Genomic DNA, 21,773 nt, shown 5'->3' on the forward strand with positions numbered 1-21,773 from the left:
GTACATACGAAGATAAATACATAAAGTGGCGGTGAACCAATTGTTTCCTAAAATAAATGAAGTTCTATACATCCATATTGCTTCCGCAGATGAAAAAGAGGAAAACAAAGAGTACAAATCACGCATTGCAGATATGGATGACAACGGTTTTCTGATTGAGGTCCCGATGCAACAGGGAAGCAGCCAACTGAAAAGGCTCTTTTTCGGCGAGGAATTGTCCATTTCATATATTACAGAAGATGGAGTCCGGCATTATTTTAATACCTATGTTACCGGATTTGAAGAAGAGGTGGTCCGTCTTGTCCGTATCCGTAAACCTCTTCCAGACGATATATCGAAAATACAACGCCGCAGCTTTCTTCGTGTTCATGCAAACCTTGAAATGGCCATTCAAAGCGAAGACCTGACCCGTGCCGTAGGCTTGACTGAAGATATCGGTGGCGGTGGATTGTCCATCTATGGCGAAACAGGATTTTCAATAGCTGAAGAACAAAAATTGAAATGCTGGCTGCTTGTTCCATATCGTAATTCAACAATTGAACATGTGAATTTTGAGGCTGAAGTGGTGCGGATCAAAACACTGGAAACAGGCAGAATGTTGTGCATGCTGAAATTTGTGCAGATCTCAGACTCGGAACGCCAGAAAATTATCAAGTTCTGTTTTGAACGTCAATTGGATTATCGTACAAAATAGGAATTTGTGGCATAAAAGGAGGGCGCTGTGGATACCGTAATGAAAAAAACGGAGGATATGTCATGAGTCATCGTCATGCAACCCGCAGATATGAACGCCTCTATTATGTCTTCTCCAGGCGAATGGAAAGAAGGGTGATGATTATGATCACAACCCTTCTAATCCTGCTTATCGTGTATCAATTGCTGCTGCTCGTACCTGGCTTTAAAAAAAATATGACCACCATTGATCGCCTGGAGGGAACGCCAATTCGTGTGCAAACGGTGAATGAATACGAACATCATTGATTTGTCTGTTTTTGCATCCATGTGTAGAGTGTGGTATAATTTTCACGATGCAGGCAATGCCTGTTTTTTTATTGAGGTTTATCGTTTGAGGAGGAATGCCCCGTTGGCAAGCCAGAACACATCAGAGAACGGGAAAATGAACGTTGCAATTGACGGACCTGCCGGTGCCGGGAAAAGCACGGTGGCCCGATTGGTTGCAGAAGCGCTCGCGTATGTATACGTCGATACAGGCGCAATGTACCGTGCGGTAACCTTGCATATGCTTCGGAAAGGAATTACACCGGAAGATGTGACACAGGTACTTCAGGAAGCCCAAAAGCTGGTCATTGATTTACAACCGGATCCCGACGGACAGAAAGTGTTCTGTAATGGGGAAGAAGTAACCTCGGAAATCCGCTCCCGTGAAGTGACGGGAATCGTGTCCCGATATGCGCAAATCGAGGGGCTGCGTACGCAATTAGTGGATACTCAGCGGCAAATGGCTTTGCGCAAGGGCGTCGTCATGGATGGACGCGATATCGGAACGACAGTATTGCCCGATGCGGAAGTGAAAATCTTTATGACTGCCAGTGTGGAAGAGCGTGCGCTTCGCCGCTTCAAAGAACTGGACCCCTCTGAAGGACTGACGTTGCAACAACTGGAGCGAGACATTGCCACCCGTGACAAATTGGATGAGAATCGGGAAATTTCCCCACTTCGTTGTGCTGAGGATGCAATCGTTCTTGATACAACTGAGATGAACATCCATGAAGTGGTTGACAAAATCGTATCTTATTGCACAATGGTCAGAGGAGAGATCGGTCTATGATTTACACATTTTGCAGCACATTACTGCGGATCATTTACACCATTCTTTTCCGCTTGGAGGCCGTCGGACGGGAGAATATTCCGAAAGATGGCGGCGTACTTTTATGTTCCAATCATATCAGTAACTTCGATCCTCCAACCGTTGGTATCAAAATTCGCCGTCAGGTGCGTTTCATGGCCAAAAGCGAGTTGTTTGATATTCCGGTACTCGGCCGCATCATTAAAGCCGTGGGCGCTTTCCCCGTTAAACGTGGAGGTGTCAGCAAGGAATCCATCAAGACCTCACTCAATATTTTGCGTGATGGTGGAGTGCTTGGAATCTTCCCTTCAGGAAGCCGTCAGAATGACGGAGGCATCGGCAAAAAAGGAGCAGCGAGTTTTGCTCTCCGTAGTGGAGCTACAGTTATTCCTACTGCTATTATCGGTAACTACAAGGTTTTTCGTAAGATGAAAGTTGTATATGGAGCACCGGTAAGTTTGGACGAGTTCAAGGAAGACCCATCCGGAGAAGCTCTGGAGAAAGCGACTGAGAAAATTATGTCCAAGATTAACGAAATGGTCCAAACGGGCGTGCCGAGCAAGTAACGGCTTCGTCGATAGCTGAGTGCATGTTTCCATATTTTTGAGGGAGACTAAGCTTGAGTACTCAGTGATGAAAGTGTTTTGAACTCTGCTACAGGCAGGTTTGAATATAATGGGGTTTTTGAATTGAGGAGGGTATTTGACATGTCGGAAGAAATGAAAAATCAAGAAGCAACCCAAGATGAGTTGGATCAATTCGTTTCCTTGAAAAAAGGAGATACCGTAAAAGGAACCATCGTCAAATTGGAAGATAACCAAGCCTATGTGAGCATTGGATATAAATATGACGGTGTCATTCCAATTCGTGAACTGTCTTCATTGCATGTGGACAGCGCGTCTGATGCAGTAGAAGTTGGACAAGAAGTTGAAGCTAAAGTTCTTAGCATCGACGACGAGAAAGAAAAACTCGTTCTGTCCAAACGTGCAATCGACAGCGAAAACGCATGGGATCAATTGCAAAAGCATTTTGAAGACCAAGACGTATTCGAAGTTGTTGTAGGTGATGTTGTTAAAGGCGGTCTGGTTGCAGACGTGGGCGTACGTGGATTTATCCCGGCTTCCATGGTTGAGCGCCATTTCGTTGAAGACTTCAGCGACTACAAAGGACGCACACTGCGTGTTAAAGTGAAAGAGATCGACCGTGAGAACAACAAAGTGATCCTTTCCCAAAAAGACGTACTGGAGCAAGAATTCGAAGCAAATAAAGCTACAGTAATGGCTGGTTTGCAAGAAGGTCAAGTGATCGAAGGTACAGTACAACGTTTGACTCAATTCGGGGCATTCGTTGATGTGGGCGGAGTTGACGGTTTGGTTCACGTATCCGAGCTGGCTTGGACACACGTTGAAAAACCATCCGACGTTCTGTCTGAAGGCGATAAAGTTAGTGTGAAAGTGCTGAAAGTTGATCCTGAAAAAGGCAAAATCAGCCTGAGCATGAAAGCTGTTCAACCAGGTCCTTGGGAAACAGCAAGCGAAAAATTCAATTCCAGCGATATCGTAACAGGTGTTGTAAAACGTCTGGTAGACTTCGGTGCATTTGTTGAAATCGCTCCTGGGGTTGAGGGACTTGTGCATATTTCGCAAATCTCCCACAAACACATCGGCACTCCTCATGAAGTGCTGAAAGAAGGACAGGAAGTTCAAGTTAAAATCTTGGACATGAACCCTTCTGAGCAACGTGTAAGCTTGAGCATCAAAGAAACAGAAGAAGCTCCAGCTCAACCACAAAAATCAGAAAGACCTGCAAGAAACAACGCTCCACGTGAAGAAATCAACAATCCAAACGTTTCCTTGAACAATCAAGGTATGAGCACTACACTTGGCGAACTGTTTGGTGACAAACTCAGCAAATTCAAATAAGTTAACAATGCATGGTTCTTAGTTATATACTGCATATTTTGCTGAATAACAAAAGCAAGATCGGCGAGCCCTAGGCGGGTTCGCCGATTGTTTTTATTACGAGTGTATTGGCATGAAACGTTAGCCAAGACATTTCTTTTTTGCTATGATGAGTATCGTAAGTATGGACAGGAGGAGTGGAATGTATGGCAAGACCCGTTGTGGCAATTGTCGGACGACCGAACGTGGGTAAATCCACCATTTTCAATCGAATCATCGGCGACAGACTGGCCATTGTGGAAGACAAGCCGGGCATTACCCGTGACCGCATATACGGAATCGGTGAATGGAACGGTAAACCATTCAGTATTATTGATACAGGTGGTATCGAAATTGATGGTGAGGATGTCATCTTAAAATCAATCCGGATGCAAGCAGAGCTCGCCATTGAAGAAGCTGATGTTATTGTATTCATGTGTGATGCAAAAGCAGGTATTACACAATCGGATGAAGAGGTCGCAGAGATGCTGTACCGTTCAGGCAAGCCTATTGTTGTAGCCGTTAACAAAGTGGATAATATCGGACGAAGTGAGCTCATTTATGAGTTTTATGGTTTCGGCTTCGGTGATCCCATCGGCGTATCCGGAAGTCACGGTACAGGTGTAGGTGATTTGCTTGATGCGATTGTGGAGAAGTTGCCAGAACTTGAGGAAGAGACTTACGACGAAGATGTCATTCGTGTAGCTCTGATCGGACGTCCTAATGTGGGTAAATCTTCACTGGTGAACGCTATCCTTGGTGAAGAGCGTGTCATTGTAAGTGACGTGGCTGGAACAACCCGTGATGCAATTGATACCCCTTTTGAAAAAGACGGCCAACGTTACGTGCTGATTGATACAGCAGGTATGCGTAAGCGTGGTAAAGTATATGAAACAACTGAGAAATACAGTGTAATGCGTGCTATGCGTGCGATTGAGCGTGCAGATGTTGTTCTGATTGTCATTAATGGTGAAGAAGGCATTATTGAACAGGACAAGCATATTGCAGGATATGCATTCGAAGCTGGCAAAGCGTCTTTGTTTGTCGTGAACAAATGGGACGTGGTTGAGAAGCATGACAAGACGATGAAAGAGTTTGAGAAAAATATTCGGGATCACTTCCTGTTTATGACTTATGCTCCAGTCGTATTTTTGTCAGCCCTGACAAAACAACGCTTACAAAAATTGTTGCCGGTTGTGCAACGGGTAGCAGAGCAACACTCGTTACGTGTGCAAACACATCTACTTAACGATGTAGTTTCTGATGCGGTTGCAATTAACCCTCCTCCAACCGACAAAGGACGGAGAATGAGAATTAACTATGTAACGCAGGTTGCTGTTAAACCGCCGACCATGGTTATATTTGTGAATGACCCTGAGTTGATGCACTTCTCATATGAGCGCTATCTGGAGAATAAAATCCGTGCAGCGTTTGATTTCGAAGGAACACCAATTCGCATATTTACTCGGAGGAAGTCCGACGAAAGTTAGGGGAGAAGTGTGTGATTTTACAAATCGCAGCGATTGTACTGAGTTATCTGCTCGGTTCGATCAGCTTTAGTGTCCTCCTTGCAAAAGCGATTCGGGGGATCGATATTCGTCAGCACGGAAGCGGAAACGCAGGAGCTACCAATACATTACGTATATTGGGTAAAGGACCAGCAATTGCTGTTCTGCTACTTGATGTAATGAAGGGTGTGGCAGCTGTATGGATTGGAATCTGGCTGAGCGACGGTTCTGCCTGGATTCCTGCACTCAGTGGTATAGCAGCCATTGCAGGACATAACTGGCCGATTTACTTCCATTTTCGTGGAGGAAAAGGGATTGCCACAGCCATTGGTGTTCTGGTAAGTCTTGCTTTCCTGCCTGCGTTATGTGCTGGGGTGATCGCCATTCTGTCCATTGTATTGACACGATATGTTTCATTGGGGTCTCTGATTTTTGTGGCATTTACGCCCATCTTTATCTTGGTATTACCCGGATATTCAATGAATATCTTCTGGGGGAGTCTAATTATTTGTCTGTTTGCGTTCTGGAGACATCGTACCAATATTGCGAAGCTCGCCAAAGGACAGGAAAATAAATTGGGATCGAAAAACCCTGGAGGGGGTAAACGAGTTGTCTAAAAAAGTTGCTGTTCTAGTCGCTGGGAGCTGGGGAACGGCTCTGGCCAGTGTGCTAGCTGCTAATCAATTAGATGTGATGATGTGGACTCGTGGTGAAGATCAAACGACGGAAATCAATAGCAAGCACACCAATACTTGCTATCTTCCGGATGCGGAGCTTTCACCTCGGATTCAGGCAACAACTGATATGGAAGCTGCGGTAGAAGGTGCAATAGCTGTGTTGATTGTTGCGCCTTCTTCAGCCATGCGTGCAGTTTCGAACCAGCTTAAGGCTTATTATAAGCCTGAGATGTTAATCATTCATGCAACTAAAGGTTTTGAGACAGAAAGCCTGAAACGGATGTCCACAGTCATTTCAGAAGAGCTGGAATGCGAAGAAGGACGTGTAGTTGTGCTTTCTGGCCCAAGCCATGCCGAAGAAGTGGTGAAGCGTTGCCCTACGACAGTGGTTGTGGCTTCACTGGATAAGACATCTGCCGAGGCGGCCCAAGCTTTGTTTATGAATGCTTATTTCCGTGTTTACACCAATCGTGACATGCTCGGTGTTGAACTGGCAGGCGCATTCAAGAATATCATTGCTCTTGGTGCAGGCATGTCCGATGGTCTTCAATTCGGTGATAATGCCAAAGCGGCGTTGTTGACCCGTGGTCTGGCGGAAATCACACGTATTGGTGTGGAGATGGGGGCAAATCCTTTAACGTTTTCAGGACTTGCCGGAATCGGGGATCTGGTTGTAACGGCTACAAGTCAGCACAGCCGTAACTGGAGAGCGGGTTCCATGTTGGGTCAGGGACAGAAGCTCGATGATGTCCTGAAGTCCATGGGCATGGTGGTGGAAGGCATTCGAACTACACAGGCTGCCTATTTCATCTCTCAAAAATACGGTGTGCAAATGCCGATTGCAGATCAGTTGTATCATGTTTTATTCCAAAAGAGACAGCCGCGTGATGCGGTTGAAGCCTTGATGGGACGTGACCCGAAGACCGAAATGGAAGTCATGAAGCTTGAAACCTGGGAGCAGTGGCATTCCTGATTGTTATCAGCCTAAACGTATCTTGTGAAATAAGGAGCTTATTCACCTTTTCTGTAGCGGACTCATACTATACACATGAGTATTGCCGGAGGAGGGGAGACGAATGGGTAACAACATTTCCAAAGATGCACTGAATGCAATCAACAAAAAAACGGGTAAAACGATAACTGAAGGTGCCGTCAAGAAATTGGCAAGCACGGTGAAACCAACGACGATTCAGAATGAAGCTCAGTTGCGCCAATTGATCAAACAAGTATCCGCCATGGCGAAAGTTCCGGTATCTGAGGATACGGTTAAGGATATTGTGAGTGCGGTCAAGAAAAGCGGACTGAATCCAAACAGTATGGAGTCGTTAATGAAAATGATGATGAAAAAATAATAGATCACGCCTGCTTGTGCAGGTGATCGAGTAAGACAAAAAGACGAGTCGGCTTCTGCCGGCTTGCTTTTTTGTCTTTTTTTTGGAAAGTTAAGCTGAATTTCGTGTTATAATAGTTGCAATTGTCACAGTGTCAGTGATGAATATCGGACTAAAGGGGAGACTGCTGGATTATGAGCGCAATGGACAAGATGTGGCTGTCATTGGTCGCCATCCTCATTATGGGATTATCTGTATTCCTGATTACGTTTGCTCGTGCCAAAACAAAAGGCATTGTACGGGGGATTCTTTCCTTGATTGCATTTTTAATTATGCTGATTGGCTTTTTCGGCGGAATCGCTTCTCTGACCTGATTTCCTACGCCTGAAGGATCACATCCGCATAAGCACATCATAAGAACTGACACAATGAACACGGATGAGGGGAGTGTGAGCCAATGAGGCCGCATGACACGGAGGGTCGGACAGAGCGTTATCCGGAATTACACGCGGCTTTGCTGGAAACGGCCAAAGCCTGGAACACTCAGCCACATACATGGTTGCTTGGAGGAAGCTGCGGGTTGCTGCTTCAGGGGGTGGAGTTGCAACAGGCTCCCAGAGATATTGATATCTATGCGGATCTTGCTGCAGCAAAGGAACTTCACCGCATTGCTCCGGGGGAAATGCTAGACGAGCCTGCTGTGGATAAGACAGGACCTTATGCTTCCCTGCTGAGTCACTATCAGGTTGGAGCATGTGCGCTGGAACTGGTTGGTGGTTTTGAAATTTGGGCTCGCAAAAGTTGGTATCGCATCGAGATTGAACATGTACTTGCTCCACATGCGCCAGTAGCACAGGTGGGTTCGTATAACCTGCGCCTGATGCCGCTTGCCCATGAATTGTTGTTTAATCTGCTACGGGGTCGTGAAGATCGTTATGTACCCATTGCGAGACAGATGTGTCAGCAACCACATGTACATCAACCTATAATGACACGGTTAAGTCAACAGAATGTATGGACAAGCCGCTTCAGAGCAGAAGTGGAAAATCTTGTTGGCTTTGCATGGACCCAGTAGGTTGAGGGAGGAAAATGATGGACTATAAGATTACTTTTTTACCCATGAATAAATCGATAGCGCTCAAACCAGGGGCAACACTTCTGAATGCGGCAAGGCGTGCGGGAGTCAAGATTACGACCCGATGCGATGGTAAAGCCGCTTGCCTGATGTGCAAAGTGAACGTGGACGAAGAACATCGGGCGGAACTGTTTCCACCAACAGATGCAGAAAAACGTAAGCTGGGTTCACTGTTGGAAGCAGGTACACGACTGTCTTGTCAGGCCAAGGTGTGTGGATCTCTATCGGTTCATGTTCCTGAGGACCCTCTGAAGGCAGCCATTCGAAAACAATTGGAACGTCAACAACAGGAAGACGACTGGTTCTGAGATAAGAGTTATTCAAGGAGGATACGGATGATCAGGAACAAGCCAAAATGTGTAGAAGGAAGCGGACGGCAGCGTCTCATGCATCAGATTGGGGGGCTGCTGTTACTCCTGTTGTTTGCTTTTACAGCAAGTGGTTGCATGTATCCATCCCAGAGCACTACGGATCCTAAAATAGCTTATCGGGAAAGTGTGAGCCGTATCCAGAATGCGGTCGAAACATTCCAGCAAGATGAGGGTATTTTGCCAATCATCAATGCAGATATGCAAACCCCGAAATATGAAAAATTCAGAGTGGATCTGCCCAAGTTGAAGCAACTGGGGTATCTGTATGAAATACCGGGAACAGCTTTTGAAAGCGGTGGTAGCGCTTACTTTCTAATTCAGGATGAAGAGGTGAATCCAACCGTTAAAGTGATGGATCTTCTGACCGTGCAGAAAGTAAATGATGTGCAACGAATGGTTAATCAATACAAGACCGTACATAACAATAAGTTGCCAAGCGGGGAAGAACTGTATCCGGGTCTATATGCTGTGGATATGGAGCAGGCTGCACAGGCAGGTACTCCTCCTATAACGTTGAATAGTGTATATTCGGGGCAGGAGTTACCTTTTATGATGGATGAGGAAGGCAATGTGTATGTGGATTATGCTTTTGACATTATGCAGGCGGTGGAAAAGTCTGATGTGTCTCCAGCGGAGACTGAAGATGTTCGGGATGTTCTGTTGGAACACTCCTACTTCGTTCCTGTTAAATCCGTTCCATACGCATGGCAAAATAATATACCGGTTGCACAACCAACCAATTAAAGATTCGTGCATTTCAAGTGGTGTAAAAGTATATGCTGCCATTGATCCAATGGCTTAAGAAGAGATATTCCGCAAATACGGGATATCTCTTTTTTTATTCTAAAAATCATAAGCATTACAGTCATAAAAGCTTCGCGGATCACATAAAGTAGATTGAAATAAAGACGCGCAGTCCGAGATCGGGGGATTCTCCTAATGTCATCACCATAAGATAAAAAAACAAAAATACGCGTCATATTGCCGCATACGGATACATAAGATGATACTAGTCCAATTGCATGTACGAGTTAACGCCGCTCTCGCCGGTTTCATCAGAATGCAACGTTCGGCGGCGGACGACTTCCGGGCACTCACAAAGGCGGCTCTACCGTTGCAGGGATTTCAGTCTTCTGATTGAAAAAACGAAGCGGATGCTCTTTAGCATTTTTCCTTCGGAGTAATTTAGGGAGGGGATTTCATTGGAGAAAGTGGACATTTTTAAGGACATAGCTGAGCGGACCGGAGGGGATATTTATCTCGGGGTTGTCGGCGCAGTCCGGACGGGAAAATCAACATTTATCAAACGATTCATGGAAACCATTGTATTGCCAAACATCACAAACGAGGCTGACCGTGGTCGGGCGGTGGATGAACTTCCACAGAGTGCAGCAGGTAAGACCATCATGACCACGGAACCCAAATTCGTACCGAATAACGCAGTTCAAATCAAGGTAGCCGAAGGACTCGATGTCAATGTGCGCCTTGTGGATTGTGTAGGTTATGCGGTGGAAGGAGCCAAGGGATACGAGGATGAGAATGGTCCGCGCATGATCTCCACGCCTTGGTTCGAGGAGCCAATTCCGTTCCAGGAAGCAGCCGAGATTGGAACTCGCAAAGTCATTCAGGAGCATTCCACTTTGGGTGTTGTGGTAACAACAGATGGCACGATCGCTGAAATTGCCCGCAGTTCTTATGTGGAATCCGAAGAACGAGTCATTGCGGAATTGAAAGAAGTGGGCAAACCGTTTGTCCTGGTCATCAACTCCACTCGTCCTCGCAGTGAAGAAGCCCTGCAACTGCGTAGTGAGCTTGCTGCCAAATATGACATTCCGGTAATGACACTTAGTGCAGCCACGATGACAGAAGATGATGTGACAGGTGTCCTTCGTGAAGTGCTCTATGAGTTCCCTGTGCATGAAGTGAATGTAAACCTGCCGAGCTGGGTTATGGTACTGAACGAGACTCACTGGCTGCGTAGCAACTACGAAAATTCCGTACGGGATACCGTAAAGGATATTCGCAGACTTCGTGACGTGGATCGGGTTGTGGCTCAGTTCATGGAATATGAATTCATTGATCGCGCGGGTCTAAGTGGCATGAATATGGGGCAGGGGGTAGCCGAAATTGACCTGTATGCGCCGGATGAATTGTATGATCAGATTCTCGTAGAAGTGGTTGGAATTGAAATTCGTGGCAAGGATCATCTGCTGCAATTAATGCAGGAATTCTCGCATGCGAAGAGAGAATATGACCGCTTTGCAGAAGCGCTGGAGATGGTCAAAACGACCGGATACGGCATTGCTGCTCCATCTCTCGCCGAGATGGCTCTGGATGAACCTGAGCTCATTCGCCAGGGCACCAAATTTGGCGTACGCCTGAAAGCAACGGCACCGTCCATTCACATGATCCGGGTTGATGTGGAATCGGAGTTCGCTCCAATCATCGGCACGGAGAAACAAAGTGAGGAACTGGTGAGATACCTGATGCAGGACTTTGAGAACGATCCGATCAAGGTATGGGATTCAGACATGTTTGGTCGTTCGCTGCACTCCATTGTGCGAGAAGGTATTCAGGGCAAGATTGCCATGATGCCGGATAATGCAAGATACAAATTGCAAGAGACGCTGGGAAGAATCATTAACGAAGGTTCAGGCGGCTTGATCGCCATCATTCTGTAAAATACCAAAAGACCGTAAGGGGGTATCCCCTCGCGGTCTTTTTAGTGTGATTTCTTAATTTTGGATGAAATGGATAGGAAGGAGAGTTCTTTCGAAAAAACTTAGCGGTTTTTAGCTTTAAATTACTAAAACCCATTTACATACTAGGGATTAGCCGTTATATTAATATTCAACTATTGTGATCGAGATCACAGAGAGTGGACAGGGGGAGACAGAGATGAAAAGAAGAGAGACAAAATGGGTATGGTTGAGTGTGTTTTTAGTATTCACATTGGCGCTGTCCGCTTGCGGAATCAAAAAAGAACCGGCAGCAACTCCGGCTTCGGGTGCATCAGATGATACACCAAAAACGGAAGCAGTCACAGGCCCTCTAAGCGGCAAACGGATCGCACTTATTATGGAATTCAATACAGGTACCTTCTCGCAGCAATATGTACAAGGAGTCAAACAAGAAATCGAAAAATTCGGTGGAGAACTGACTACGTTTGTTGCCGATAATGACAAAGCGAAGATGGTATCCTTGCTCGATAGCGCAATTAACCAGAAATTCGATGCCATTCTCACAGATCACGGGGATTCCCTGCTAGAGCCAGGTGTGAAGAAGGCAGTAGAACAGAACATTCCAGTCGTCGTGTTCGACGCAGCCATTAGTGTTCCGGGAGCAACAGTCCTGTCGCAGGATGACCAGAAGATGGCTGAACTCACGTTGGAGCAAATGAAAAAAGATATCAATGGACAAGGTAACATCGTCAAAGTATGGGTAGCTGGTTTTGCACCAATGGAACGTCGTCAGATCGCATACGGTGAATTCCTGAAAGCTAATCCGGACATCAAGGAAATAGCTACATTCGGTTCCGCACAGAACCCGGCGCTGGATACACAGGCCAAAATGGAAGCAATTCTCAAACAATATCCAAAAGGTGAAATTACAGCTGTATGGGCTGCATGGGATGAGTTCGCCAAAGGTGCAGCGCGTGCGATTCAACAAGCTGGACGTGACGAGATCAAAGTGTATGGTATCGATATGAGTGACGAGGATCTGCAAATGATTCAAGACCCGAAAAATCCTTGGATAGCTTCTGCTGCGGTTGATCCAACAGATATCGGTCGCGTACAAGTACGTTATGCCTATCAGAAACTGAACGGGGACGAGACGGAAGATGCAGTTGTGCTTAATCCGGTCTACGTTCAACGTGAAGCTTTGCCAGATAAACAAATCTCCACTTCAGAGCTGTCAGAGTTCGTTGAGGGTTGGGGAGGCAGTACACAAGGAATCAAGGATTGGATGAGCGAATACGGCATTACTGCTAAATAAGCAGCGTAAGGGAAGCGCGCCGCAAGGCGCGCTTTTTCCACCATAATGAAGATATGCGAGATCTGGATGGGAAATGGGATACTCCCGTGAGGGAACGATTGGAGGTTAACATCATGAGCGCTACACCGATTCTGCTTCAAATGGAACATATTCACAAGCAGTTTTCTGGAATTCCTGCACTGAAGGATGTGGATTTCGCTGTAAAAGGTGGGGAGATTCATGCGCTGCTGGGTGCCAATGGTGCCGGTAAGAGCACGTTAATGAAAATTCTGTCCGGTGCCTATCCATTGGATCAGGGAACGATTCAGTTGAATGGACAAGCGCTTCACTTGGGTTCTCCGGGGGACGCGAAGGCAAGCGGGATTCACTGTGTGTATCAGGAAGTGGATGCTGCACTGGTGCCACAGCTGACGGCTGCGGAGAACATTATGTTGGATCAGCTGGCTACATCTGCTGGAGGTTGGTGGAAAAGTCCGCGAAAGCTGCAACAGCGTGCGGTTGAGGCGTTGCAGCAATTAGGAGCAGACATATCTGTTCACCAAAAAGTGGCCGATCTGACGCTCGCAGAGAAACAGATGATACTGTTGGCAAGGATTTTAATTCAGGATGCCAAGGTCATCATTTTTGATGAACCGACAGCGCCGCTGAGTCAGGAAGAAACGAATGCATTTTTCCGAATCGTTCATCTCCTGAAGGATCGGGGTGTAGCTTGTATTTTCATTACCCATCGCCTTGCTGAAGTAACAGGTCACTGTGATCGCGTTACGGTCATGAGAGATGGACAACATGTGTTTACCGGTGAAGCAAAAGGACTGACAATTAACGACTTGGTAACACAGATGCTGGGCAAACCATTCGAAGAAGAGTTTCCGAAAACGGAAGCACCCGTGGGAGAATTGTTACTGGAGGCACGTGGGCTTCGTCGTGGAGTGAAGGTCAAGGGTGTTGACCTTTCTGTACGCCGAGGTGAAGTCCTCGCTGTAGTGGGTCTGGTAGGCGCCGGCAAAACGGAAAGCTCTCGCTTGCTCATTGGCGCAGATCGACTGGAGGGAGGCGAGATCCGGCTTAACAACCGTAACCTCCGGCTGTCTCAGCCTGCAGATGCTGCGGCTCTGGGGATTGTTTCTGTACCGGAAGAGCGACGTAAACAAGGAATCCTGATTCAGGAGAACGTGGAACGGAATTTAAGTCTGCCTTTGCTTAGCCGCCTCAGTACACTAGGGTTTGTAAGCCGCAAACGGGAGCGTCAGAATGCGGAGTCATTAGTGAAACAGCTCGGAATCAAGACATCGTCAGTGAAACAGGAAGTAAAGTATTTAAGCGGTGGTAATCAGCAGAAGGTAGCCATTGGTAAATGGCTTAATGCGGATGCGGATGTATTTATATTTGATGAGCCAACCAAGGGCGTGGATATTGGGGCGAAAAGTGACATTTTCCGTATCATCAATGAATTGGCATTGGCAGGTAAGGGTGTAATCTATTTTACCTGTGAACTGGATGAAGGCATGGGGATTGGTGACCGCATTGCCGTCATGTGCGAAGGTGTTATCGTAAAAGAGTTCAAGCGGGGCGAGACTAACCAAGAACAGCTGCTATACTATGCAAGCGGTGGACAAGAGGTGCAATCATGAAGGATAAATCACTGGATTTTGCGTTCCGTTACGGGGCGATCATTGTCATCATAGGTGTTATTGCATTTTTCGGCATTAAATTGCCTTATTTCTTTACGTACAGTAACTTGACTGATATTTTGGGCTCGATCTCTATCGTTACGTTTGTAGCGATCGGTGTTACGTTATCTCTCATTGTGGATGGGTTTGATCTCTCGGTAGGGGCGACCGTTTCATTAACTACCGTCGTTACCGCTTCGTTAATGATCTGGTATCAGCAACCACTCGCGATTGTAATTATCGTGCCACTGATCATTGGAGCTGTTATTGGTTTACTGAACGCTTTGCTGATTGTGAAACTGCGTATTCCTGATCTGCTGGCTACCCTTGCCACGATGTACATTATTGGAGGCATTCACAAAACGTATGCACAGGGATATACCATTTATAATCACATGCAGTTCCCTGATGGAAGCAAAGCTGCGGGGGAGATGGACCCGACATTCCTGCTCATCGGGCAGGGGAAATGGCTGGGTATGCCGATATCTGTGATCCTACTGTTTGTAGCTGTCATCGGTGTTCATATCTTTTTGACGTATACGAAATATGGGCGCCAGATGTACATTACAGGTGGTAATGAGGAAGCTGCGCGTCTGTCCGGTATCAAGGTGAAAAAGGTGCGTACGCTCGCCTATGTAGCCGCTGGAGTGTTTGCAGCAATCGGTGGTATCATCTATGCTTCCAAAGTAGGGTCCGGGCAGATTGATGCGGGATCACCGTTGTTAATGGAATCCGTAGCTGCTGTATTTGTCGGTTTCTCTGTGTTTGGCGCGGGTAAACCCAATGTCATCGGAACCTTCATCGGTTCGGTTCTGATTGGTGTACTTGTGAACGGTTTGACGATGATGAACGTACAGTATTTCACGCATGATATTGTAAAAGGTGGGGTTCTTGTGCTTGCCCTGGCGGTTACATTTTACGTCTTAAACCGCAACCGGACTTGAAATTGTGGGCTGTCTGTATTAGTATGAAATTTGTTCGGCGTCTGAAATGCCCTTGGTTTCAGGCGACATTCTGCCGAAAATGACTGTTGACCGCTGGCGGAGATTTGTGTTCATCGCTCAAGATGTACGTAGATTTTTTGCGTATGAACGTATATTTCGCTATAAAACGGAAACACAGTATAACATTCAGGACATTGATTCAGGAGGTGAAAAACAAATGAACAAATCAGACTTGATTACACACGTATCCGAAGCGACTGAATTGTCCAAGAAAGATGTAACGAAAGCGGTTGATGCCGTATTCGAAGCAATCTCTGAGGCTCTTCAAAGCGGAGATAAAGTACAATTGGTTGGTTTTGGGAACTTCGAAGTTCGCGAGCGCTCTGCACGTAAAGGACGCAACCCGCAAACAGGTGAAGAAATCGAAATTCCTGCGAGCAAAATTCCTGCGTTCAAACCAGGTAAAGCGCTCAAAGACGGAATTAAATAAGATTTCTACATATTCCATATGTCGACAAAAAGACCGTGACTTGTTCACGGCCTTTTCTTTTGCCCTTTAATGATGATTCTTTCGGGTATCCGAGGGCTCAGGATCATCCGGTTGCCCGGCATAAGCAACGAGAATCAATTCTTCGCCAGCTGCTGCAGACAGATGCTGTTCAATTTCTTTTAATTGATGAATATGCTCGTCTGTGAGTGCGGCAGGGGTGTACTTCATGCAGATTCTCCTTTCTGTGGATGTACAACTGTAGTATGACCCTAGGATATCCGATTCTTGCGGTTTATTCGCATAAGGCGCTGGTTGACAAATGAAACAATCTTAATCATCATTAACGCTATCGAACTAGAAAAGGGGACGTGCGTGATGGATCATCCAACCGGCAATGATTATATTGTAATTAAGGCAGAGGAAAATGGTGTCCAGGTGATCGGATTAACCAGAGGTCAGGATACACGTTTTCATCACACCGAGAAATTGGACAAGGGTGAAGTAATGTTTGCCCAGTTTACCACTCATACTTCAGCTATTAAAATCCGGGGCAAAGCCACGCTGATTACCAAGCATGGACAGATTGAATCGGAGTAATGGTCGGTTGAATACGATCAAATGAAGATTGCAGGCATAGCCTGCTTTTTTTCATTGTACAATGAGGTATGAGCCTTTACCGGACAGACTACACTAACAGGTAAAGGCAGGGAGGCGTATATGAAACCGCGGATGATTGTTACTGCTTCAATGCTGGCAACGGTTGCGGCGGTCTTTCTGCTTGTTGCGATACAAACCTTACATATGCGTACATCAGGCGGAGAAAACGTTCAGCCAGTCTCCGCATCACATCAACCAGTCCAGCTAACGGAGGACAATCTCGTAGATGTGCTTAGCACCATGCAGCTATCTACGCCCATTGCGAGAGTAGAATGGAAACAGTCCATTTTGACACTGGACCTCAAGGTAAAGGGCACGGGTACGAGTTACACTGAAATCTATGAGAACATGGCAGCTGTGGCGGAGCTGAGTTTTCGGACTCTGGATAACGTCGAACAGGTGCTGCTGCGTGTGATGGCAGAAGATGAATGGATGCATAAAAGACATCTGTTACTTGCGGCTGATATTCGGCGTGGAGAGTGGCCCCTGTATGCGATTGAAACATTACGGAGCTGGAAAAGCGCCACCTTTTCGGATGAATTGAAGGACTGGTTTCATCTGATGGAGACCGAACTCTGGAAGAAGCAATTCGAAATGACAAGTCAGGGGTAATAGAATAGCAGGATTCAGTGCGTGCCCGTTCAACATATGATATAATATATAAGATTGTAGTGCAGAAATGGTTTAACAATGTATAGGCTCGGAGGCTGAGAATGAATTCATATCGCGTACCCCAACTAGCAAAGAAATTTACGGATTACGACATGATTCGACAACATACGGAAATCCCATCATTTCCGGATAGCCGGGCACGTCTGCTGCAGGTATTTGTGGGCCGCACAGACGAAAAGGTGCACCATGAGCTATACGCTCTTGCAACCTCGCTCGTTCAGTTGGCCATGGATACGCATGATCGAATCGATACCATTTCCGGAGAGCGTAGAGAGCAGGAGATGCGTTCGCGTCAGCTGAATGTGCTCGCCGGGGATTATTTAAGTAGCCGTTTTTATCAATTGCTTGCCCATGCGGGCAGAATTGAAATGATTGGCAAACTCAGTGGTGCAGTATCCGAAGTGAACGCACGCAAGATGACGCTGTATGAACGGATGAAGAAGCTTCTCGTTTCGGCTGATGAATACTTGCGTGAAACGGTACAGCTGAGGATGCAGCTGTTTCTTTCATTTACAGGCATGATTCATGAGAATGAAGAGTCGTTATGGAACAGCCTGTTGACCGAATTCAGCTCCTGCGAGACGATCGTGGAAGAGCTGAAGCGGATGAATGACGAACAACAATTTCTTCACAGCTATGCATTCTGGCATATATACGAGCATGGGAATGACGATGAGCGAAATGTGCTGCGTCAGTCTGAACCGGATGCACGCGCATGGAACGCTATGTTGATGAAGCATAAGGTTGGCGAAGCTCTGCTAGACAAGCTTCGCGAGTGTACACACCGCATTCAACTGTTGTTGCAAGACGAGGAAGGGCGAATGGGCTTGCATGAGTTATATGAAATACTTGAACCTTACTTGACATATTTGCAGCCTTCACATGCGGCAGTAAGGGAAGATTGAGGGGAGACAGACGAATGGGGAGCGGAGAAACCAAACCGAAAGAAGAATATGTCCATTCGGTTTTTCAGAGTATAGCCGGTAAGTATGATGTCATGAATGATATTCTGAGTTTCCGCAGGCATAAGGCTTGGCGTAAATTCACGATGAAAAAGATGAATATGTCCAAAGGCGATACTGGTCTTGATTTGTGCTGCGGCACATGTGACTGGACGCTCGCCATGGCAGAGGCAAGTGAAACGGGGCACATGCACGGACTTGATTTCAGCAGCAATATGCTGGAGGTCGGTCAGACGAAGATCAATGCAGTGCAGCGTCAGAAGCAGATTACTCTGACACAGGGGAATGCCATGTCACTTCCTTATGAAGATAATTCATTTGATTATGTGACGATCGGGTTCGGTCTGCGCAATGTACCTGATCTCAGACAGGTGTTGTCTGAAATGCAACGCGTGGTAAAACCGGGCGGTATGGTTGTTTGCCTGGAATTGTCCAAGCCAACATGGCAGCCGTTCAAAGGCATTTATTATTTTTATTTTGAGAAGGTTTTACCGAATCTTGCCAAAGTGTTCGCTAAAAGTTTTGAGCAATACAAATGGCTGCCGGACTCTCTGGCAATTTTTCCGGGAAGGAAGGAACTGGCAGACATTTTTGCAGAAACCGGATTGCAGCAAGTGCAGGCCTACCCTCTGACCGGAGGCATCGCGGCACTGCATATTGGAACCAAGGAGAATCAGCATGTTTAGGAAAATTCGCATCTTTTTAGAAATGATCAAGATTGAACACACGCTTTTTGCTTTACCATTTGCATTTATGGGAGCCATCCTCGGCTCCATGGTAGTGAACGGTACGTTCCCAACCTGGATGCAGATTATGTGGGTATTACTTGCGATGGTCGGTGCACGTAGTGCAGCTTTCGGTTTGAACCGAATTATTGACCAAGCCATTGATGGCAAAAATCCGCGTACAGCGATGAGAGCCATCCCGGCAGGGCTGTTGAAAAATGGTGAAGTGGTTATATTCGTCATCATCTCATTTATATTGTTATTCTGGGCCTCATCCAATCTTAATGTATTATCCATGCAGCTGTTACCCATTGCTGTGTTTATGCTGGTACTGTATTCGTACACCAAACGATTCACATGGTTATGCCACATCGTTCTTGGAATGACGATTGGTTTGGCACCACTTGGTGGTTGGGTAGCTGTAACGGGTACGATGGATTGGACAGCGATTGTGCTGTACGTTACGATTGTGTTCTGGACAGCAGGTTTTGATATTATCTATGCATGTCAGGATCTGGAATTCGATCAGGGAGAGGGTCTTCATTCCATACCTTCCCGTTTTGGCTTAGCCAAATCATTGCAGATCGCCAAGTTCTTCCATGTGGTTACGGCGGTTGGTTTTCTTGCGTTATTGTTGATGACAGATCTGAGCTGGTGGTATGGCGCAGGCATGTTGGTTACGTATGGAATTCTTTTCTATCAACACTATATTGTATCGCCTAATGATATGAGCCGTGTACAAACGGCATTCTTTACCATGAACAGTTTGCTCAGTTTAATCGTATTTACGTTTACTTTGATTGATCTGGCGGTGAAGTAATGGTACAGCAGCCGGACAATAAACGACTGGTTGTCGGAATTACCGGAGCGAGTGGCAGTATATATGGCATTCGATTAATTGAAACGCTGCTTGATCTGGATTACACCGTTCATCTGGTCATATCCAATGCAGGGTGGCGTGTACTGAAAGAAGAAATGGACTGGGATGTGACGAATCGAGACGCGGTGCTGGAAGAAAAATTCGGAAACCGTGCCGGTTCGCTGATCTATCATCCTGTGAGTGATATAGGGGCCTCCATCGCAAGTGGTTCTTATTTGGCCGAAGGCATGGTTATCATGCCTTGTTCCATGGGAACTCTCTCATCCATCGCGCAAGGATCTTCGGATAATCTGATGTCCCGCGCAGCTGATGTCATGATGAAAGAAGGAAGGACGTTGATCCTCGTACCACGTGAGACGCCTCTTCATGCGATTCATCTGGAAAACATGTTGAAGCTCTCCCGTCTTGGTGTACGAATGATACCAGCAATGCCTGCTTTTTATTACAAGCCTCAGAGTATGGATGAGTTGATTCTGTTTTTGGTGGGGAAAGTGCTGGATAGCTTGCGCATCCCACATCAACTTTTTAAAAGATGGGGAGAACCGGATGAACGGGGATGACGATTGAGTCCGATCCACGGCTGTCTTTTTTGACAGGGCGTTGCGCGGTGTCGTTGTCCCCCGAATCCCGGGGTATTGGTGAGTGCTGATGGTTAGTCTTCATATACCACAGTCTTGACCCATGCTCCGGCAACTTCTGTACTTTTGTTTCAGAACAAGTCGCAGAGTTTAATTTCCGGGTGTCGGCCATGACATTCGAAGAAGAATAATACGTTAGATTACCTTATAGAAGAACACAAGCAAGAACGGTAAGCCGGGTTTTTCGTGATGCCTGCAGGCCCGACTTGCTGGAGGGGAAGGTAAGCATGGATTTATGGACTGACAATACGCTGATACGGGTGAACGAATGAAACTATTGGATATTTTCGGGTTGTTAAAAAAGGACATGGATTATATTGAGAAAGAGTTGTATCGCAGTGTTCGAGGAGAACAGAAGCTGCTTAGTGAAACGTCGCTTCATCTGCTTAAAGCAGGAGGAAAACGGTTGAGGCCCGTTTTTGTGTTACTTGGCGGGAAATTTGGTACATATGATATTGAGCGCCTGAAGTTGGTTGCGGTTCCGCTGGAACTCATTCATTCCGCTTCCCTTGTTCATGATGATGTTATTGATAATGCGGAGACACGTCGTGGGAAACCAACGGTGAAGTCAAAATGGGATAATCGGATTGCCATGTACACTGGAGACTATATCTACGGTAAGGCACTTGAAATGACTGCCGGATTATCTGACCCGGCTATTCATCGCATACTTGCCAAAGCCATGGTACAGATGTCTATCGGTGAGATGGAGCAGATTCGGGACTTTTTCAATACGGGACAAAGTGTCCGTAACTATCTGCTACGGATTCGCCGTAAAACAGCACTCCTGATTGCGGTCAGTTGTCAGTTAGGAGCTTTGGCCACACGTGCCCCTGAGCATGTATCTTCCCTGCTGTATACTTATGGCTACAATGTGGGGATGGCTTTCCAGATTCAAGATGATGTACTGGATCTGGTAGGTACGGAGAAACAACTTGGCAAGCCACCTGGCAGTGACATGAAGCAGGGGAATATCACTCTTCCTGTGCTGTATGCGCTCCAAGAGTCTGAGTTGCGTGAACCTCTGCTAAAGGAGATTTCCCGTGTCCAGCATGAGGAAGGACGGGCGAGTGCATCGGATGCAATTGGAATGATTCGCCAAAGTCAAGGAATTGCTAAAGCAGAAGCCCTTGCTGACCGATATATGAAGAAAGCGCTCGATGCTCTGGATCAGCTGCCTAACATCAAGACGACCAAAAATTTGCGTGATATCGCTCATTTTGTGGTGAAACGTACACATTAACATCGTATGACCGAAGACTCACATGTTGGACTGGACAACGCATAGTTGATTGGGTCTGACAAAGGTGCTCACAACCAAAGTTAAACAGACGTGTGAAATTCCTCATTGGGAGGATTTGGACATGTAT

At 46.4% G+C, this 21,773-nt stretch carries 26 protein-coding genes; 25 read left to right on the forward strand and 1 reads right to left on the reverse strand.

Features of this window, described 5'->3' with window-relative positions:
* The first annotated feature begins 40 nt into the window (after window positions 1-40).
* The 18 genes from AC4G47_RS10790 to AC4G47_RS10875 all read left to right on the forward strand — a co-directional run bounded on the left by AC4G47_RS10790 (window position 41) and on the right by AC4G47_RS10875 (window position 15,869).
* Window positions 41-694 carry a flagellar brake protein gene (locus tag AC4G47_RS10790; RefSeq protein ID WP_491105981.1) on the forward strand — a complete coding sequence of 218 codons (654 nt, stop codon included), beginning with the start codon at window positions 41-43 and terminating at the stop codon, window positions 692-694.
* 62 nt (window positions 695-756) lie between these two features.
* Window positions 757-981, forward strand: coding sequence for a hypothetical protein (locus AC4G47_RS10795; RefSeq protein WP_491105982.1), 225 nt, complete (start codon window positions 757-759; stop codon window positions 979-981).
* Between the two features lie 103 nt (window positions 982-1,084).
* The gene (gene cmk / locus AC4G47_RS10800; RefSeq protein WP_145322518.1) at window positions 1,085-1,789 is read left to right on the forward strand and encodes a (d)CMP kinase; all 705 of its coding nucleotides are present in this window, start codon (window positions 1,085-1,087) and stop codon (window positions 1,787-1,789) included.
* On the forward strand, window positions 1,786-2,373 hold the full coding sequence (locus AC4G47_RS10805) for a lysophospholipid acyltransferase family protein (RefSeq protein ID WP_491105983.1): 588 nt from the start codon (window positions 1,786-1,788) through the stop codon (window positions 2,371-2,373). Before cmk ends, AC4G47_RS10805 begins: the two co-directional genes overlap by 4 nt.
* Before the next feature lie 141 nt (window positions 2,374-2,514).
* Window positions 2,515-3,729 carry a 30S ribosomal protein S1 gene (rpsA, locus tag AC4G47_RS10810; protein WP_062835205.1) on the forward strand — a complete coding sequence of 405 codons (1,215 nt, stop codon included), beginning with the start codon at window positions 2,515-2,517 and terminating at the stop codon, window positions 3,727-3,729.
* A gap of 185 nt (window positions 3,730-3,914) precedes the next feature.
* Entirely contained in the window at window positions 3,915-5,237 is a 1,323-nt protein-coding gene (gene der, locus AC4G47_RS10815; protein WP_458123103.1) for a ribosome biogenesis GTPase Der, read from the forward strand.
* Window positions 5,238-5,248: 11 nt separating this feature from the next.
* Window positions 5,249-5,872: a glycerol-3-phosphate 1-O-acyltransferase PlsY gene (gene plsY, locus AC4G47_RS10820; RefSeq protein ID WP_491105984.1), complete on the forward strand. Its 624-nt coding sequence runs from the start codon at window positions 5,249-5,251 to the stop codon at window positions 5,870-5,872.
* Window positions 5,865-6,905: an NAD(P)H-dependent glycerol-3-phosphate dehydrogenase gene (locus tag AC4G47_RS10825; protein ID WP_491105985.1), complete on the forward strand. Its 1,041-nt coding sequence runs from the start codon at window positions 5,865-5,867 to the stop codon at window positions 6,903-6,905. Before plsY ends, AC4G47_RS10825 begins: the two co-directional genes overlap by 8 nt.
* Window positions 6,906-7,008: 103 nt before the next feature.
* The gene (locus AC4G47_RS10830; RefSeq protein ID WP_145322508.1) at window positions 7,009-7,284 is read left to right on the forward strand and encodes a stage VI sporulation protein F; all 276 of its coding nucleotides are present in this window, start codon (window positions 7,009-7,011) and stop codon (window positions 7,282-7,284) included.
* Window positions 7,285-7,457: 173 nt separating this feature from the next.
* Entirely contained in the window at window positions 7,458-7,637 is a 180-nt protein-coding gene (locus AC4G47_RS10835) for a DUF2768 family protein (RefSeq protein ID WP_017687688.1), read from the forward strand.
* Window positions 7,638-7,720: 83 nt separating this feature from the next.
* A complete protein-coding gene (locus AC4G47_RS10840; RefSeq protein WP_491105986.1) occupies window positions 7,721-8,338 on the forward strand; it encodes a hypothetical protein in 618 nt (205 codons plus the stop codon).
* Between the two features lie 17 nt (window positions 8,339-8,355).
* Window positions 8,356-8,706, forward strand: coding sequence for a 2Fe-2S iron-sulfur cluster-binding protein (locus AC4G47_RS10845; RefSeq protein ID WP_491105987.1), 351 nt, complete (start codon window positions 8,356-8,358; stop codon window positions 8,704-8,706).
* A 27-nt stretch (window positions 8,707-8,733) separates the two neighbouring features.
* The gene (locus tag AC4G47_RS10850) at window positions 8,734-9,513 is read left to right on the forward strand and encodes a YphF family lipoprotein (RefSeq protein ID WP_491105988.1); all 780 of its coding nucleotides are present in this window, start codon (window positions 8,734-8,736) and stop codon (window positions 9,511-9,513) included.
* 458 nt (window positions 9,514-9,971) lie between these two features.
* Window positions 9,972-11,450 (forward strand): stage IV sporulation protein A, encoded by a 1,479-nt coding sequence (gene spoIVA / locus AC4G47_RS10855; RefSeq protein WP_036607700.1) that lies wholly within the window; start codon window positions 9,972-9,974, stop codon window positions 11,448-11,450.
* 217 nt (window positions 11,451-11,667) lie between these two features.
* Entirely contained in the window at window positions 11,668-12,765 is a 1,098-nt protein-coding gene (locus AC4G47_RS10860) for a sugar ABC transporter substrate-binding protein (RefSeq protein ID WP_491105989.1), read from the forward strand.
* 113 nt (window positions 12,766-12,878) lie between these two features.
* Window positions 12,879-14,396: a sugar ABC transporter ATP-binding protein gene (locus tag AC4G47_RS10865; RefSeq protein WP_491105990.1), complete on the forward strand. Its 1,518-nt coding sequence runs from the start codon at window positions 12,879-12,881 to the stop codon at window positions 14,394-14,396.
* Window positions 14,393-15,379 carry an ABC transporter permease gene (locus tag AC4G47_RS10870; RefSeq protein ID WP_491105991.1) on the forward strand — a complete coding sequence of 329 codons (987 nt, stop codon included), beginning with the start codon at window positions 14,393-14,395 and terminating at the stop codon, window positions 15,377-15,379. The genes AC4G47_RS10865 and AC4G47_RS10870 overlap by 4 nt, the downstream gene beginning before the upstream one ends.
* A gap of 217 nt (window positions 15,380-15,596) precedes the next feature.
* Window positions 15,597-15,869: an HU family DNA-binding protein gene (locus AC4G47_RS10875; RefSeq protein ID WP_024630670.1), complete on the forward strand. Its 273-nt coding sequence runs from the start codon at window positions 15,597-15,599 to the stop codon at window positions 15,867-15,869.
* Between the two features lie 66 nt (window positions 15,870-15,935).
* Here AC4G47_RS10875 and AC4G47_RS10880 read toward each other — a convergent pair whose 3' ends face one another.
* Complete coding sequence (locus AC4G47_RS10880) at window positions 15,936-16,097, reverse strand: hypothetical protein (protein ID WP_186327808.1); 162 nt, start codon at window positions 16,095-16,097, stop codon at window positions 15,936-15,938.
* Between the two features lie 147 nt (window positions 16,098-16,244).
* Here AC4G47_RS10880 and mtrB point away from each other — a divergent pair, with 147 nt between their 5' ends.
* From mtrB to AC4G47_RS10915, 7 genes are all read left to right on the forward strand, one after another.
* Window positions 16,245-16,466 (forward strand): trp RNA-binding attenuation protein MtrB, encoded by a 222-nt coding sequence (mtrB, locus tag AC4G47_RS10885; RefSeq protein ID WP_017687697.1) that lies wholly within the window; start codon window positions 16,245-16,247, stop codon window positions 16,464-16,466.
* Between the two features lie 120 nt (window positions 16,467-16,586).
* Window positions 16,587-17,138, forward strand: coding sequence for a hypothetical protein (locus AC4G47_RS10890; protein WP_458123094.1), 552 nt, complete (start codon window positions 16,587-16,589; stop codon window positions 17,136-17,138).
* A gap of 101 nt (window positions 17,139-17,239) precedes the next feature.
* Entirely contained in the window at window positions 17,240-18,103 is an 864-nt protein-coding gene (locus AC4G47_RS10895) for a heptaprenyl diphosphate synthase component 1 (protein ID WP_491105992.1), read from the forward strand.
* Window positions 18,104-18,117: 14 nt separating this feature from the next.
* A complete protein-coding gene (locus AC4G47_RS10900; protein ID WP_491105993.1) occupies window positions 18,118-18,846 on the forward strand; it encodes a demethylmenaquinone methyltransferase in 729 nt (242 codons plus the stop codon).
* Window positions 18,839-19,705 carry a UbiA-like polyprenyltransferase gene (locus AC4G47_RS10905; protein WP_491105994.1) on the forward strand — a complete coding sequence of 289 codons (867 nt, stop codon included), beginning with the start codon at window positions 18,839-18,841 and terminating at the stop codon, window positions 19,703-19,705. The genes AC4G47_RS10900 and AC4G47_RS10905 overlap by 8 nt, the downstream gene beginning before the upstream one ends.
* Window positions 19,705-20,325, forward strand: a complete 621-nt coding sequence (locus AC4G47_RS10910) for a UbiX family flavin prenyltransferase (protein WP_491105995.1) — start codon at window positions 19,705-19,707, stop codon at window positions 20,323-20,325. The genes AC4G47_RS10905 and AC4G47_RS10910 overlap by 1 nt, the downstream gene beginning before the upstream one ends.
* A gap of 346 nt (window positions 20,326-20,671) precedes the next feature.
* Entirely contained in the window at window positions 20,672-21,646 is a 975-nt protein-coding gene (locus AC4G47_RS10915; protein ID WP_458123090.1) for a polyprenyl synthetase family protein, read from the forward strand.
* Window positions 21,647-21,773 lie beyond the last annotated feature (127 nt).

Source organism: Paenibacillus sp. Negev47, assembly GCF_058313655.1.